Raw genomic sequence first — 15,329 nt, forward strand, 5'->3', positions numbered from 1 at the left:
TGGATCCCGGCCTTGCCGAGAGGCGCTGCAACGGATCCGTGCGATCCGCCACGCTCGGCCGGGTTTCCATGACGCAAGGGCGCCTCCTGAGAGGGAGGAGCCCTCTTTTCATGAGCGACAAACTTCGATCCGTCAATGGTCTCGACTTCGCGGTCGCCGACCTGTCGCTGGCCGAGGCCGGCCGTCACCAGCTGCGTCTCGCCGAGCACGAGATGCCCGGCCTGATGTCGCTGCGCACCGAGTTCGGCGACTCGAAGCCGCTGCGTGGCGCCCGGATCGCCGGCTCGCTGCACATGACCGTGCAGACCGCCGTGCTGATCGAGACCCTGGTCGCGCTGGGCGCCGAGGTCCGCTGGGTGTCCTGCAACATCTTCTCCACGCAGGACGAGGCGGCCGCAGCTGTCGTCGTCGGCCCGACCGGCACGGTCGAGGCCCCGGCCGGCGTCCCGGTGTTCGCCTGGAAGGGCGAGACGCTCGAGGAGTACTGGTGGGCCACCATGCGCCTGTTCGACTTCGGTGACGGCCAGGGCCCGAACATGATCCTCGACGACGGCGGCGACGCGACCCTGCTGGTGCACAAGGGTGTCGAGTTCGAGGGCGCCGGCGCGGTTCCGCAGGCCACCGAGAACGACGTCCACGAGTACCGGATCATCCTGGAGACGCTGCGCGAGAGCCTGGCCTCCGCCAAGGACCGGTTCACCAAGATCGCCGCGGAGATCAAGGGCGTCACCGAGGAGACCACCACCGGTGTGGCCCGGCTCTACAAGCTGGCCAAGGAGGGCACCCTGCTCTTCCCGGCGATCAACGTCAACGACGCGGTCACCAAGAGCAAGTTCGACAACAAGTACGGCATCCGACACTCCCTGGTCGACGGCCTGAACCGGGCCACCGACGTGATGCTCGGCGGCAAGCTCGCCGTGGTCTGCGGTTACGGCGACGTCGGCAAGGGCTCCGCGGAGACGCTGCGCGGCCAGGGCGCCCGTGTCGTGGTCACCGAGATCGACCCGATCTGCGCGCTGCAGGCCGCGATGGACGGCATGCAGGTCGTCCGGCTCGAGGACGTGGTCGGTGAGGCCGACATCTTCATCACCACCACCGGCGGCACCGACATCATCACCGTCGAGCACCTGTCGGCGATGAAGCACAACGCGATCGTCGGCAACGTCGGCCACTTCGACGACGAGATCGACATGGCCGGGCTGGCCAAGGTGCCCGGCATCGAGAAGGTCGAGATCAAGCCGCAGGTGCACGAGTGGCGCTTCCCGGACGGCCACTCGGTGATCGTCCTCTCCGAGGGCCGCCTGATGAACCTGGGCAACGCGACCGGTCACCCGAGCTTCGTGATGTCGAACTCGTTCACCAACCAGGTGATGGCCCAGATCGAGCTGTGGACCAAGCCCGGTGAGTACGAGAAGCAGGTCTACGTCCTGCCGAAGCACCTGGACGAGAAGGTGGCCCGGTTGCACCTGGACGCGCTCGGCGTCAAGCTGACCACCCTCACCAAGAAGCAGGCGGAGTACCTCGGCGTGGACGTCGAGGGCCCGTTCAAGCCGGAGCACTACCGCTACTGATCCGCTCGTCGCCGCGCCCGGTCATCGTTCCCGATGGCCGGGCGCGGCTGTTTCACCCGCCCGCAACCACGCGGCCTCGGAGCAGCCGCGACAATGATCAGATGAGCTACGAGGAGATCCTGTTATTCGCCCTGGGAGCGGTCGCGGTAATCATCGTGGTCCACTGGGTCACCGATAAAACCGGGCTCCCCGCCGCGGTCCTGCTGACCCTGGTCGGCATCACCTACTCGTACCTGCCGGGCCCGAACCTGGAACTGGACGAGCACCTCATCCTGATGTTCGTCCTGCCACCCCTGCTCTACAACGCGGCGCTGGATTCCTCGCTGCTCGACATCAGACGCAACATGCGGACGGTGATCAGCCTCTCGGTCGTCCTCGTGCTGATCACCGCGCTGATGATCGGTTACGGCTTCTCGCTCTGGGTGGCCGGCGCGACCCTGGCGGCCGGTGTCGCCCTGGGCGCGGCGGTCGCCCCGCCGGACCCGGTGGCGGCGCTGGCCGTGGGCCGCAAGGCCGGTCTGCCCGGCAAGCTGATCACCCTGATCCAGGGTGAGGGCCTGCTCAACGACGCGACCGCGCTGACCCTGCTCACCGTCGCGATCGTGGCGTGGGAGGACGGCAACTTCTCGATCGAGAACGCGGTCGGCCGGTTCGTCATCTCCGCCGCCGGTGGCGTGCTCATCGGGGTGGCGGTCGCCTACATCGTGCGGTTCCTGAAGCCGCTGCGGCACGACCCGCTCAGCGCCAACGCCCTGTCGATCATCACGCCGCTCGCCGCCTTCCTGGTGGCGGAGCACTGGCACCTGTCCGGTGTCCTCGCGGTCGTGGTGGCCGGCCTGATGGTCGGTCACGACACCCCGCGGTACACCACCGGCGCCAGCCGGCTGCAGACCGCCGCGGTCTGGCGGCTCATCGACTTCCTGCTGGAGGGCGTCGTCTTCCTGCTGATCGGCCAGCAGGTCCGCGGCATCATGGGCGCGCTCGGGCACTACACGTGGACGCAGATCACCATCGCGCTGGCCGTCACCCTCGGTGTGGTGCTGCTGGTCCGCCCGCTCTGGCTGGTGGTCACCCAGCTCCTGCCGCGCCAGTTGCACCTGCGCCTCGGTGGTCAGCAGGACGACGACGACCCGGACGGCACCCGCAAGGAGTCGGCGCTGTCCGGCCGCGAGGTGACCGCGCTGAGCTGGGCCGGCACCCGCGGCGTCATCACCCTCGCCGCGATCTTCATCCTGCCGCAGGGCTTCCCGAACCGGGAGCTGCTGGTCTTCTGCGCGCTCGTGGTGGTGCTGGTGACACTGGTCGGCCAGGGGCTCACCTTCGCGCCGCTGGTCCGCCGGCTGGGTCTGCGCGCGGACCAGACGGACCGGGCGCGGCTGCGCAACGAGGCCCGGTCGGCCGCCGTCGTCGCCGCGCTGCACCGCCTCGACGACATCCAGGAGGAGCAGCACGACAACGTCGAGGACGAGGCCATCGAGACCATGCGCAAGCAGCTCGAGATCCGGCTGGACCGGTACCGGCGGCGACTCGACCTGCTGGAGCAGGTGGAGTCGCCCGAGCTGCCGCAGTCCCCGCAGTACGAGGCCGCGCTGATGGTCCGCCAGGCCGTCATCGACGCCGAGCGCGAGGAGCTGCTGCGCTGGCGCGACGCCGGCCGGCTCAACGACGACAGCCTGCGGGTGCTCAACCGCGAACTGGACCACGAGGAGCTGGTCCTGCCCAAGCGGCAGACCCACTGACTTCCGGTGTGTGTGGTTCGGCCGCTGTGCGCGCCCGAACCACACACACCGGAAACGTCAGGCAGGCACGTCCCGGCGGCGCAGGGCGATCAGTCCGGCGCCGCCGAGGGCGACCGCGGTCAGGGTCAGGAACAGCAGCGGTACGGCGGTGAAAGCCACCGCCGGCAGCCGCGGCACATGGGTGAACGGCGACACGTCGAGGACCCACTGATCCAGCTCCAGCAGCGGCCCGGCCATCATCAGCGCCAGGCAGCCGGCGAGGACCGCCCACGCCAGCGACGCCAGCCGCGGCAGCACCCCGATCAGCAGCATCGCCAGCCCGGCCAGCACCCAGACCGCCGGGATCTGCACGGCCGACGCCTCGACCAGCAGCATGACGTCGCCGTGCAGCAGCCCGGCCAGCAGCCCTTCGGCGAGCAGTGCGACCGCCGGCCCGATCAAGGCGAAGATCAGGTGGCCGCCGGCCCAGGCGAACCGGCTGACGTCGGTGCTGAGGACGGCCTCGGCGTGACCGGACTGCTCCTCGTCCCGCAGCCGCAGCGCGGCCTGCACCGCGTAGCAGGCGGCGACCAGCCCGCAGATCGGCGCGACGGTGGCGAAGTAGCCGTCCAGCGCCGTGTCCGTCCCGCCGATCCGGGCGAACATCTCCCCGACCCCGGCCGAGTCCTCGGCCAGCGCCGCCACACTGCTCGCGACCGCGCCGAAGATCAGGCCCAGCGCGGCGAACCCGGCGGTCCACCCGAACAGCAGCCCCCGGTGCAGCCGCCAGGCCAGCGCGACGGGTGAGCGCAGCGACGCGGCCGCGGTGGCCGGTCCGAGCCGCCCGGCGAGCAGGCCACCGCCCAGGTCGCGGCGGGTCAGCAGGTATCCCGCGCCGGCCACCGCGAGCAGCGTGCACCACACCGCCAGCAGCGCCGGCCACCAGTCGTCCGCCCCGAACGGGAAGATCCGGTGCCCCCAGCCGAGCGGGGACAGCCAGGCGAGCCAGGTCAGCCCACCGTCGCCGAGCGCCGACACGTCCCCGGCCATCCGCAGCACCGAGGACACCCCGAGGACCAGGACCGCGAGGGTACGGGCCCCGCGGGCGCTGCCACTGATCTGCGCCGCGACCGCGCCCACTCCGGCGAAGAACCACGCGGTCACCGCGAACACCGTGCCCAGCGCCACCGATCCGGCGGCCGGCAGCCCGCGCCCGATCAGGGTCGCCGCGACCACGGCCCCCATCGCCAGCCCTGCCGCCATGGTCGCGAACAGGGCGGCCGCGAGCGGCGCGAACCGCCCGACGACGGTGGCCCCGAGCAGCTCGGTGCGCCCGGCCTCCTCGTCGGCGCGGGTGTGCCGGATGACCGTGAGCAGGGCGGCGAGACCGACCATGACCGGGACGAACCCACCGCGCCAGACCACCAGCTCGCCGATGCTGTCGCCGTGCAACGGACCGTACAGCGCGACGAAACCGGTGTTGGCGGCACTGATCTGGGCGTACCCGATCCGCTCCTGCTCGGTGGTGAAAAGGGTGTCGAAACCGATGACGTACACGTACGGCAGGAGGCCGAGGCCGAGCACCCAGGCGGGCAGGACGAGCCGGTCGCGCCGCAGGATGAGCCGCAGCAGCCGCAGGGTCCCGGTCATCGCGCACCCGCCTCGTCGCGCGTGTAGTGGCGCAGGAAGATCTCCTCCAGCGACGGCGGCTGGCTGACCAGGCTGCGCACCCCGGCCGCGACCAGGGACTGCAGCGCCGGCTCGAGCGCGTCCGCGTCGACGTCGAAGGCGACCCGCCCGTCCTCGGCGGTCAGCCCGTGCACGCCGGAGATCGCGGCCAGCCCGTTGACCGGCCCGGACAGCTCGGCCCGGATCGAGGTGCGGGTCAGGTGCCGCAGGCCGGCCAGGGTGCCGGTCTCGACGGCACGGCCGGACCGGATGATGGTGAGCCTGTCGCAGAGCGCCTCGACCTCGGCGAGGATGTGGCTGGAGAGCAGGACCGTACGATCGCCGCGTCGCTTCTCCGCGAGGATCACCTCCCGGAAGATCTCCTCCATCAGCGGGTCCAGCCCGGAGGTCGGCTCGTCGAGGATCAGCAGCTCCACATCGGAGGCGAGCGCCGCGACCAGCGCCACCTTCTGCCGGTTGCCCTTGGAATAGGCCCGGCTCTTCTTGCGGGGGTCGAGCTCGAACCGGTCGATCAGATCGTCGCGGCGCCGCCGGTCGAGACCGCCGCGCAGCCGGCCGAGCAGGTCGATCACCTCGCCGCCGGTCAGGCCCGGCCACAGGGTCACGTCACCGGGCACATACGCCAGCCGGCGGTGCAGGGCGGTCGCGTCGGCCCACGGGTCGCCGCCGAACAGCCGGGCCGTGCCGCCGTCGGCACGCATCAGGCCCAGCAGCACCCGGATGGTGGTGGTCTTGCCGGCCCCGTTGGGCCCGAGGAAGCCGTGCACCTCACCGACGGAGACCCGCAGGTCCAGCCCGTCCAGCGCGGTGACCGCCCCGAACCGTTTGATCAGTCCTTCGACATCGATGACATCCGCCATGACCTCTCGTCTCCCGTCGACGATTCGTCGAGCCGGTCCAGGGCCTTCAATGCCTGGCCGGCCTGCTCAGGGGTGAGGAGTGGCTGACTGAAGATCTCCAGCGACGCGCGGATCATGCGCAGGTAGCCGTGCCGCTCGCCGACGTCCTCGCCGAGTGCGGCGGAGAGCTGGTCGCGCATCAGGAACATGCCCATCTTCAGCGCGCCGAGCACCGCGACGAAGGCGCGCGGGTCGGACGTCTCCAGGTCGGTGCCGGCCAGCCAGCGCTCCCCGTGCAGCACCGCCTGCTCGAACATGGCGGCGCCGCGGGGCGAGCCGTCCATCAGCGAACGGATCAGGTACTGCTGGAGGGGCATGGCGTCGGGGGCCAGCGCGCCACCCATCGAGGCCGTCTCGGAGAACACCATCTGGAGCTGCGCCATCCGGCCCATCGCGAACTCGTCGCAGGCGTCGCGCAGCCCCTCCTTCGACCCGAAGTGGTGCCGCAGCAGGCCGGAGGAGACGCCGGCGGCCTGGGCGATGTCCCGGATCGTGGCGCCGGCGATGCCCCGCTCGGTGAAGAGGGCGATCGCGGCGTCCCGGATCCGGGCGCGGGCGGTCAGGTCGCTGTCACTACTCACGCGTGTAGCGTACTACACGCGCGTGTAGTCACGCACTGTCGTCTATACGCCGTTGATCGTCGCCGTGGTGACCGCGCTCGCGCTCAGCTCCCACCGGGTCAGCAGGTCGGTGTAGGTGCCGGAATCGATCAGTCGCTGCATGGCGCCCTGCAGGCAGTCCCGCAGCGCGGTGTTCTCCTTGTCGACGGCGATCCCGAAGAGGCCCGGCTCGTACTGCTGGTCCGACGCGAGCTGGAAGAACGCGCTGGTCCTCGGGTCGGTCGCGATGTACGACGCGGGCGGGTAGTCCTGCAGCGCGGCCGCCACCCGGCCGGTGCGCAGCTCCACCAGCGCGTCCGCGTTCGTGGGCAGGCTGTGGATGCTCAGCGTGGTGGTGCCGCAGGTGGCCCGTACCCGCTTCAGCATCTCCTCCTGATAGGTGCCGGCCTCGGTGGCCACCGCGTGCCCGCAGAGATCGCCGAGCTCCTGGATCGCCCCCGGGTTGCCCCGCTGCACCAGGATCGACGTGCCGGTCGAGAAGTAGTTGACGAAGTCGGCCCGCTCCCGGCGCTCCGGCGTGTCGGTCATCGACGACAGCACCCCGTCGTAGTTGCCCGCGTCCACCTCGTCGAGGGCCGTGCTGAACACGCCCACCACCAGCTCCACCCGGATGCCGAGCACCTGGCCGAGCGCGGCGGCCAGGTCCGGCTCGAACCCGATGATGGTGCGCCCGTCGGCGGCGAAATACTCCATCGGCGCGTAACTGGCGTCGGTCACCAGCCGGATGAATCCCTTGGTGCGGACCGCCTCGGGCAGCGCCGCGTACAACCCGGCGTCCTTGGCCACGATCCCGATCTCGTTCACCGCCCCGGCCGGGGTGATCTCGGCCTCCACACTGGAGCATCCACCGGCCGCGAGCAGCAGCGCGGCTCCGGTCACTGCCACGGCCCGGCGCAGGCGCGTCATCGGCTCATCCCTTCCCTTACGGTTGCGTTCTGGCTTGCGGTCACGATCTCTTTCTCCGGTACGGCGAACCTGCGCGCGTCGATCTGCGGCCACGGCACCGGGCGGCCGATCAGATAGCCCTGCGCCTCGTCACAACCCGCCTCGATCAGCCACTGGTAGATCTCGGCGGTCTCGATCCCCTCGGCGGTGGCCCGGCTGCCCAGCCCGTGCGCCAGCTCGATCACCGACCGGACGATCGCCCGGCTCTGCGGGTCGTGCGCCACGTCCTTCACGAACTGCCGGTCGATCTTGATCTCGGCGACCGGCTTGCCCCGCAGCTGGGAGAGGCTGGTGAACCCGGCGCCGAAGTCGTCGATCGACAGGCCGACTCCGAGCGCCGCCACCTCGGCGATCACCCGCTCGACCGTGGCGACGTCACCGGCCAGCGCGGTCTCGGTGACCTCCAGCACCAGCCGGTGCGCCGGGGTCCCGGTCTCCGCGAGCAGCTCCGCCACCAGCGCCGGGAACCCGGCGACCTCGAGGTTGCGGGCCGACACGTTCACCGAGACCGCCCAGGACTGCCCGGCCGCGGTCCAGCCGAGCTGGTCGGTCAGCGCCCGGCGCAGCACCCACTCGGTCAGCGGGACGATCAGCCCGGAATGCTCCGCGGCGGGCAGGAAGTCGCCCGGCGGAACCATTCCGCGCTCCGGGTGCTGCCAGCGCACCAGCGCCTCCAGCCCCTCCACCGCGCCGTCCGGCAGGCTCACCTTGGGCTGGTAGTGCAGCACCAGCTCGTCACGCTCCAGGGCGTGCCGCAGCTCGGCCTGCACCTTCAGCCACTGATGCGGGTGCGACACGATGTCTCCGGAGTAGACGACGATGTCCGCGGTGCCGCGTTTGGCCTGGTACATCGCCATGTCGGCGTGCTGCTTCAGATCCTGCAAACCGGTGCCGTGCTCCGGGTAGAGCGCGATGCCGAAGCTCGCCTCGATGCTCAGCGGCACACCGTCGAGCACCATCTCGGCGCCGAGCCGCTCCCGGATGTCCTCCAGCAGCACGACCGCCTCCGGACCGCTCCGGCCGGGCAGCATCAGCGCGAACTCGTCGCCGCCGAGCCGGGCCAGCACGTCCCGCGGGCCGAGGCCGGCCCGGAACCGTTCGGAGACCTGGCACAGCAGGTCGTCGCCGGCGTGGTGGCCGAGGGTGTCGTTGACCTCCTTGAAGCGGTTCAGGTCGACGAGCACCACCGCGCCGTGCTCACCGTCCCGCCGCGCCTGATCCAGCCGTTGCTCCGCCCAGGTCCGGTACGCGACCCGGTTCGGCAGGCCGGTCAGGGCGTCGTGCAGGGCGTGGTGCCGCTGGTCGGCGGCGTACCGGCGCAGCGCCCGGGTGGTCCACCAGGCGAGCAGCGCCAACACCAGGTACAGCGCGACGAGCCCGCCGCCGATCCGCTTGACCGTCCGCATCACCAGGTGGTCCCGCCGGTCGGCGATGGCCTGGTACGGCAGGTACACCTCGAGCACCCCGACCGACTGGCCGGTCGCCCCGGCGAACAGCGGCTTGAGGACCCGGATCGTCTGCGTCTGCCCGGTGATCACGGTGGCCCGGGACTCGCCGGCCGCGGCGGCCCGGAAGTCCGGGTCCGACACCGGCACGCCGACACTCGTCGTGCCGTCGTCGGAGAAGATCACCCGCCCGGTGAAGCCCCGCAGCCGCAGGTGCTGCACCGAGCCGCGGTACACGGCCAGGCCGGTGGACTCCCGCAGCCGGTCGTACTGCTCCGCGGACAGGCCGCGGCGGCTCAGGTCCACCCCCAAATTCGCCGCGCCCGCGCTGTCCAGCGCCGGCGCGACCACCATCTGCGCGATCACGTCGGCCTGCGACAATCCCTGCATGCGGCCCTGCTCGGCCGCGTCCCGGCGGTAGTCCTGCAGGACGAGCGCGCCGAGCGCGACCACCGGCACGAGACTGGCCACCGCGTAGGTCACGAACAGGCGGGAGGTGCTCCCCGCTCGCGGCCGGGATCGGCGTTTCCACATGCGGATCAGATCGACGCCCGGCCGGTTCGGTTGAGGGATTTCAGGGTGGCGGCGCGGCACCCGTCATGATCGCCACGGCATCGGACATCGAATGCGAACCGGGGGTGATCACCGCGATCCGGCGGCCCAGGCGCTGGATGTGGATCCGGTCCGCGACCTCGAACACGTGCGGCATGTTGTGGCTGATCAGGATCACCGGCAGACCCCGGTCCCGGACGTCGCGGATCAGCTGCAGGACCCGGTTGCCCTCCTTCACCCCGAGCGCGGCCGTCGGTTCGTCGAGGATCACCACCTTGCTGCCGAACGCCGCCGACCGGGCCACCGCGACGGCCTGCCGCTGGCCGCCGGAGAGCGACTCGACGGCCTGGCCGATGTTCTGCAGCGTGCCGACACCCAGTTCGCTCATGTGCCGGGCGGCCTCGGCCCGCATGCCCTTGCGGTCCAGCATCCGGAAGATCGAGCCGAGCGGGCCGGCCCGGCGCTGCTCCCGGCCGAGGAACAGGTTGTCGGCGATGTCCAGGCCGGGCGCGACCGCCAGAGTCTGGTAGACGGTCTCGATACCGGCGGCGCGGGCGTCCATCGGATTGCGGAAACGCACCGGCTGCCCGTCCAGCAGGATCTCGCCACTGTCCGGGACGAGCGCGCCGGACAGCGCCTTGATCAGGCTGGACTTCCCGGCGCCGTTGTCGCCGATCACCGCCAGGATCTCCCCCGGCAGCAGCTCGAGGTCGCTGCCGTCGATCGCGACGACCCGCCCGTACCGTTTCGTCAGGTTCTTCGCCTGAAGGACCGGAGTCGTCATCTCAACCCTTCACCTTCCGGATCCACTGGTCCAGGGAGACGGCGATCAGCACCAGCAGGCCGATAGCGAAGCCCTGCCAGACCACCTCGACGCCGGCCAGTTGCAGGCCGTTGCGGAAGACGCCGACGATCAGCGCGCCGATCAGGGTGCCGATCACACCACCGCGGCCGCCGAACAGGCTGGTCCCGCCGAGCACCACAGCGGTGATCGAGTCCAGGTTGTACTCGGTGCCGACGTTCGGGCTGGCCGACGCGAGCCGCCCGATCAGGATCCATCCGGCGACCGCGTAGAGCAGGCCCGCCGTGGTGTAGACCGAGAAGAGCACCCGGCCGGTACGGATACCCGCGAGCCGGGCCGCCTCGGCGTCGTCGCCGGTCGCGTACACATGCTTGCCCCAGGCGGTCCAGCTCAGCGCGTACGCGAAGAACCCGAACAGCAACAGCATGATGATCGAGCCGTAGCTGAGCCGGAAGTCCCCGATCGGGATCGCGTCACCGGTCCACGTCATCAGCGCCGGCATGTCCGCGCCCCGTACCGTCTCGCTGTTGCTGACCACCGCGTTCAGTGAGAAGAAGATGGTCAGCGTGCCCAGCGTGACGATGAACGGCGGCAATTTGATCCGGGTCACCAGGAACCCGTTGACCGCGCCCATCGCCGTCCCGCAGGCGAAGCCAAGCAGCAGCGCGAGCGGCGCCGGCACTCCCGCTCCGGTGGCGAACAGCGCCATCAGGATCGACGAGAACACCGCGATCGCCCCGGCGGACAGGTCGATGCCGGCCGTCAGAATGATCAGGGTCTGCCCGAGCGCCAGCGTCGCGATCACCGTGACCTGCAACAACACCAGCGACAGGTTGGCCGCGGAGAAGAATCTGGCGTTGACGATCGAGAAGGCGACGATCGCCACGATCAGCACGGCGAGCGGGCCCAGCACCGGGTTGCTGTGCAGCCGGTGCTGCAGCCGGAGCCCGAACGAATCGTGCTTACGCACCTCGAAGTCGGCCGTGGTCGTGGACATCGTCACCCCCAGCAGTTCTGCTTGCCCCACGCGGAGTCCTTCGCCTCCACGCCGGCCTGCGGCTCGTCGGTGATCAGTTCCACGCCGGTGTCCACGAAGTTCTTGCCGGCGGTGTTCTGCGGCTTGGCGCCGGTCTTCGCGAAGTCCGCGATCGCCTGCACGCCCATCTCGGCCATCTTGACCGGGAACTGCATCGAGGTCGCCCCGATGATCCCGTTCGTCACGTTGTCCACCCCCGGACATCCGCCGTCGACCGAGACGATCGTGACGTCCTGGTCCTTGCCGGCCGCCTTGAGCGCCTGATAGGCGCCGGCCGCCGCCGGCTCGTTGATGGTGTAGACCAGGTTGATCGACGGATCCTTCTGGAGCAGGTTCTCCATCGCGGTACGCCCACCCTCCTCGTTGCCGTCGGTGACGTCGTGCCCGGCGATCCGCGGATCGGACTCGTCACCGATCCGGGCCGGGTCGCTCACGTCCACCCCGAAGCCCTCCAGGAACCCCTGGTCCCGCTGCACGTCGACGGAGACCTGGTTGGCGTTGAGGTCGAGCATCGCGATCCGCGCCTGCTTGCCCTCCTTCTCGAACTTCGCCTTCGCCCACCGCCCGATCAGCCGCCCCGCCTCGTAGTTGTCGGTGGCGAAGGTGGCGTCGGCCGCGTCGACCGGCTCGACCGGGGTGTCCAGAGCGATGACCAGCATCCCGGCCTCGTGCGCCCGGTCGATGGCCGGCACGATCGCCGCCGAGTCGTTCGGGGTGATCAGGAAACCCTCGGCGCCGAACGAGATCAGGTTCTCGATCGCCAGCACCTGCGACTCGTTGTCGCCGTCCACCCGCCCGGCGAAGGTCTGCAGCTCGACGCCGTACTCCGCGGCTGCCGCCTGGGCGCCGCTCTTCATGGTCACGAAGAACGGGTTGGTGTCGGTCTTGGTGATCAGCCCGACGACCGGCTCGCCGGTGCCACGATTGCAGGCGGCGCCGGTGAGCACCACGATCACGCAGCACGCTGCTGCAAGAAACCCGCGCATGTCACCTCCCATCGAGAGACGACGCTGCCTTGGAGTAGACGCCCGCACCACCTGGGTGTCAACTCGGCGCTCCTAATCCATTACGGTCGGTCAGCTCCGGTCACCTCCAGCGCCATAACGGACAATTAACATCACCGTCATGCAGCTCGTCCTGATCAGCGACACCCACGTCCCGAAACGCGCCCGCGACCTACCCGTGCCGCTCTGGTCCGCCATCGACCGCGCCGACGTGGTGATCCATGCCGGCGACTGGGTCGACGTGTCGCTTCTGGACCGCCTGGAAGAACGTTCCGTCCACCTGATCGCCTGCTACGGCAACAACGACGGCCCACCGCTGCGCGCCCGGCTCCCCGAGATCGCCCAGGCCACCCTCGACGGCGTCCGCCTGGCCGTCATCCACGAGACCGGCCCGGCCACCGGCCGCGAGAAACGCTGCGCCGCCCGGTTCCCCGACACGGACGTGCTCGTCTTCGGCCACTCCCACATCCCGTGGGACACCACCGCCCCGAGCGGCCTGCGCCTGCTCAACCCGGGCTCCCCCACCGACCGCCGCCGCCGGCCCACCCACACCTGGATGTCCGCGACAATCACCGCCGGCACCCTGCACGACGTGACCCTCCACCACCTGCCACCCCGTACCCCCTGATCCATGGCGCTGATGCGCCTCAAAAACCACAAACCCGCCGCGGCCGACTAACGGCCACAGCGGGTTGCGGTTCGATCCGGCTGGTCCTCGTAGCTGTCTCACGCGGGTGGAGACAGCCACAGGAGCCAGCCGGGGTTGCGGTGCGATCCGGCTGGCTCTCAGGGCTGTCTCAAGCTGCGCGAGACAGCCCTGGGAGCCAGCCGGGGTCGGCCGGTCAGGCCAGCGAGACCGAGGGGTAGAGCGGGAACGGGGCGAGCAGCTCGGACGCCTGCTTGCTGATCCGGTCGGACAGGGCCGGGTCCAGGCTGAACTTCGCCTTCGAGCCCTCGGCCGGGCTGGTGTTCGCCAGCACCGTGTGGATCAGCTCGGCGATCTGGTCCATCTCGCCGACGCCCAGGCCGCGCGTGGTCAGGGCCGGGGTGCCGATCCGGATGCCGGAGGTGTACCAAGCACCGTTCGGGTCGTTCGGGATCGCGTTACGGTTCGTGACGATGCCGGAGTCCAGCAGCGCCTGCTCGGCCTGCCGGCCGGTGATGCCGAACGGGTGCACGTCGAGCAGCACCAGGTGGTTGTCGGTGCCACCGGACACCAGCTGCACGCCCCGCCTCAGCAGGCCCTCGGCGAGCGCCTGGCTGTTCGTGACGATCTGGTGCGCGTACGTGGAGAACTCCGGCTTCCGCGCCTCCGCGAACGCGAGTGCCTTCGCCGCCATCACGTGCGGCAGCGGGCCACCGAGAACCATCGGGCAACCACGGTCCACCTGCGGCGCGAGCTCCGGCTGGCAGAGGACGGCGCCACCACGCGGGCCACGCAGGCTCTTGTGAGTGGTGGTCGTGACGATGTGCGCGTGCGGGATCGGGTTGTAGTCCCCGGTGAACACGCCACCCGCGACCAGCCCGGCGAAGTGCGCCATGTCGACCATGAACGTCGCGCCCACCTCGTCGGCGATCTCCCGCATCTTCGCGAAATTCACCTTGCGGGGGTACGCCGAATAGCCGCCCACGATCACCGCCGGCTTGAACTCCTTGGCGCTCTCCCGCAGGGCCGCGTAGTCGATCTGCCCGGTTGCCGGGTCCACCCCGTAACTGCGCTGGTCGAACATCTTCCCGGAGATGTTCGGCCGGAACCCGTGCGTCAGGTGCCCGCCCGCGTCCAGCGACATGCCGAGCAGCCGCTGGTTGCCGAACGCCTGCCGCAGCTCGGCCCACTCGGCATCAGTCAGGTCGTTGATCTGCCGCTTCTCGAACTTCTTCAGGTACGGCACCTCGACCCGGTCGGCCAGAATGGCCCAGTACGCCACCAGGTTCGCGTCGATGCCGGAGTGCGGCTGCACATACGCATACGGCGCGTTGAAGAGCGCCTTGGCGTGCTCCGCGGCAACCGACTCGACAACGTCCACGTTCTGGCAGCCGGCGTAGAACCGCCGGCCGACGGTGCCTTCGGCGTACTTGTCGGAAAGCCAGTTACCCATGGCGAGCAGAACAGCCGGCGATGCGTAGTTCTCGCTCGCGATCAGCTTCAGCGACTCCCGCTGGTCGGTCAGCTCCTGCGCGATCGCATCCGCGATCCGCGGCTCGACAGACCGCACCACTTCGAGCGCCGACCGAAAAGCAATCGATTCCGCGTTCAACTCAGACATGGGACCTCCCTATCACTAGTGAAGAGGCCCAGGCGCACGGCAAGTCGTCATCTCGACGAGGCCGCTCCCCGATGGTCAGCCCATCCGAACGCGCCAGTCACGGCCCGCCGCCAGCATACCGGCGGCGCCATACGACAGCACACCCAACGCCGCTCCGGCCCGGCGGCCTTCGTCACTCCCGCCCCGCGCCCCAACGCCACCCCATCACGTCACGCCAAGGCCACCCGCGCTCAGGCACACCCCGACATGCGTCATCCCGAGCTTTCAGCCAGACCTCCTGTCCCCGAACCTGAACACGGCACCCATCAGAGACCCCGGCCACGGAATCATCCACGACGAGACCCGTACTGCCCGCAAGCCCTTCGGGGTCACCCTGATGCCCGGATCGCAGGCGACCAGGCACCACACGCCGAAGTCGGCCGCCGACAGCATCATCAGATCGACCACCTAGCCAGAGGCCGCACGAGGTTGAACCGTGCATAGGTTTTGCCGGCCCCCACCAAACCGTCACGGAAACGCAGAAAGGCCCACCCCTGAGGGGTGGGCCTTTCTGTCACGTTGAGTCCGGCGGCGTCCTACTCTCCCACACCCTCCCGAGTGCAGTACCATCGGCGCTGGAGGGCTTAGCTACCGGGTTCGGAATGTAACCGGGCGTTTCCCCTCCGCTATGACCACCGAAACAGCCATCAGCGTGGAACAAACCAGCAACCCCAATGTTTCCGGGGGTGGTTGTTCGTTTGCTGTGAATCACACAGTGGACGCGTAAGCATAAAATTTAGGG

12 protein-coding genes, 1 rRNA gene and 2 riboswitches are annotated in these 15,329 nt (G+C 69.9%); of the genes, 3 read left to right on the top strand and 10 right to left on the bottom strand.

Going from position 1 to position 15,329, the window contains the following annotated elements; all coding sequences use genetic code 11:
- Positions 1-11 precede the first annotated feature (11 nt).
- Positions 12-92, top strand: a riboswitch (S-adenosyl-L-homocysteine riboswitch).
- An 18-nt stretch (positions 93-110) separates the two neighbouring features.
- Together ahcY and ACZ3II_RS10015 are read left to right on the top strand one after the other, a co-directional pair.
- Positions 111-1,571: an adenosylhomocysteinase gene (ahcY, locus tag ACZ3II_RS10010; RefSeq protein ID WP_465517226.1), complete on the top strand. Its 1,461-nt coding sequence runs from the start codon at positions 111-113 to the stop codon at positions 1,569-1,571.
- Positions 1,572-1,672: 101 nt separating this feature from the next.
- A complete protein-coding gene (locus tag ACZ3II_RS10015) occupies positions 1,673-3,310 on the top strand; it encodes a Na+/H+ antiporter (RefSeq protein WP_465517227.1) in 1,638 nt (545 codons plus the stop codon).
- 57 nt (positions 3,311-3,367) lie between these two features.
- On the opposite strand, the gene ACZ3II_RS10020 is transcribed toward ACZ3II_RS10015, so the two are convergent.
- From ACZ3II_RS10020 to ACZ3II_RS10055, 8 genes are all read right to left on the bottom strand, one after another.
- Positions 3,368-4,939, bottom strand: coding sequence for an ABC transporter permease (locus tag ACZ3II_RS10020; protein WP_465517228.1), 1,572 nt, complete (start codon positions 4,937-4,939; stop codon positions 3,368-3,370).
- Positions 4,936-5,838: an ABC transporter ATP-binding protein gene (locus ACZ3II_RS10025; protein WP_465517229.1), complete on the bottom strand. Its 903-nt coding sequence runs from the start codon at positions 5,836-5,838 to the stop codon at positions 4,936-4,938. Before ACZ3II_RS10025 ends, ACZ3II_RS10020 begins: the two co-directional genes overlap by 4 nt.
- Positions 5,808-6,458 (bottom strand): TetR/AcrR family transcriptional regulator, encoded by a 651-nt coding sequence (locus ACZ3II_RS10030; protein ID WP_465517230.1) that lies wholly within the window; start codon positions 6,456-6,458, stop codon positions 5,808-5,810. Before ACZ3II_RS10030 ends, ACZ3II_RS10025 begins: the two co-directional genes overlap by 31 nt.
- Positions 6,459-6,500: 42 nt before the next feature.
- A complete protein-coding gene (locus tag ACZ3II_RS10035) occupies positions 6,501-7,403 on the bottom strand; it encodes an ABC transporter substrate-binding protein (RefSeq protein WP_465517231.1) in 903 nt (300 codons plus the stop codon).
- A complete protein-coding gene (locus ACZ3II_RS10040) occupies positions 7,400-9,370 on the bottom strand; it encodes a putative bifunctional diguanylate cyclase/phosphodiesterase (protein WP_465517232.1) in 1,971 nt (656 codons plus the stop codon). Before ACZ3II_RS10040 ends, ACZ3II_RS10035 begins: the two co-directional genes overlap by 4 nt.
- Before the next feature lie 91 nt (positions 9,371-9,461).
- On the bottom strand, positions 9,462-10,223 hold the full coding sequence (locus ACZ3II_RS10045; RefSeq protein WP_465517233.1) for an ATP-binding cassette domain-containing protein: 762 nt from the start codon (positions 10,221-10,223) through the stop codon (positions 9,462-9,464).
- 1 nt (position 10,224) lies between these two features.
- Positions 10,225-11,268, bottom strand: coding sequence for an ABC transporter permease (locus ACZ3II_RS10050; RefSeq protein WP_465517234.1), 1,044 nt, complete (start codon positions 11,266-11,268; stop codon positions 10,225-10,227).
- Complete coding sequence (locus tag ACZ3II_RS10055; protein ID WP_465517235.1) at positions 11,241-12,263, bottom strand: substrate-binding domain-containing protein; 1,023 nt, start codon at positions 12,261-12,263, stop codon at positions 11,241-11,243. The genes ACZ3II_RS10050 and ACZ3II_RS10055 overlap by 28 nt, the downstream gene beginning before the upstream one ends.
- 139 nt (positions 12,264-12,402) lie before the next feature.
- Here ACZ3II_RS10055 and ACZ3II_RS10060 point away from each other — a divergent pair, with 139 nt between their 5' ends.
- Positions 12,403-12,909, top strand: a complete 507-nt coding sequence (locus tag ACZ3II_RS10060; protein ID WP_465517236.1) for a metallophosphoesterase family protein — start codon at positions 12,403-12,405, stop codon at positions 12,907-12,909.
- Positions 12,910-13,123: 214 nt separating this feature from the next.
- Here the strand turns inward: ACZ3II_RS10060 and ACZ3II_RS10065 are convergent, their stop codons facing one another.
- Positions 13,124-14,548: a glycine hydroxymethyltransferase gene (locus ACZ3II_RS10065; protein WP_465517237.1), complete on the bottom strand. Its 1,425-nt coding sequence runs from the start codon at positions 14,546-14,548 to the stop codon at positions 13,124-13,126.
- 19 nt (positions 14,549-14,567) lie between these two features.
- Positions 14,568-14,659, bottom strand: a riboswitch (ZMP/ZTP riboswitch).
- A 451-nt stretch (positions 14,660-15,110) separates the two neighbouring features.
- Positions 15,111-15,227: ribosomal RNA gene (gene rrf / locus ACZ3II_RS10070) — 5S ribosomal RNA — on the bottom strand.
- Positions 15,228-15,329 lie beyond the last annotated feature (102 nt).

It is taken from the genome of Actinoplanes sp. NPDC019969 (assembly GCF_055562375.1).

Bases quoted from the DNA above. Each gene is read 5' to 3' on its own strand.
- ACZ3II_RS10065 (WP_465517237.1), bottom strand. From the start codon at position 14,548: ATGTCTGAGTTGAACGCGGAATCGATTGCTTTTCGGTCGGCGCTCGAA.
- ACZ3II_RS10060 (WP_465517236.1), top strand. From the start codon at position 12,403: ATGCAGCTCGTCCTGATCAGCGACACCCACGTCCCGAAACGCGCCCGC.
- ACZ3II_RS10025 (WP_465517229.1), bottom strand. From the start codon at position 5,838: ATGGCGGATGTCATCGATGTCGAAGGACTGATCAAACGGTTCGGGGCG.
- ACZ3II_RS10055 (WP_465517235.1), bottom strand. From the start codon at position 12,263: ATGCGCGGGTTTCTTGCAGCAGCGTGCTGCGTGATCGTGGTGCTCACC.
- ahcY (WP_465517226.1), top strand. From the start codon at position 111: ATGAGCGACAAACTTCGATCCGTCAATGGTCTCGACTTCGCGGTCGCC.
- ACZ3II_RS10045 (WP_465517233.1), bottom strand. From the start codon at position 10,223: ATGACGACTCCGGTCCTTCAGGCGAAGAACCTGACGAAACGGTACGGG.
- ACZ3II_RS10015 (WP_465517227.1), top strand. From the start codon at position 1,673: ATGAGCTACGAGGAGATCCTGTTATTCGCCCTGGGAGCGGTCGCGGTA.
- ACZ3II_RS10035 (WP_465517231.1), bottom strand. From the start codon at position 7,403: ATGACGCGCCTGCGCCGGGCCGTGGCAGTGACCGGAGCCGCGCTGCTG.
- ACZ3II_RS10020 (WP_465517228.1), bottom strand. From the start codon at position 4,939: ATGACCGGGACCCTGCGGCTGCTGCGGCTCATCCTGCGGCGCGACCGG.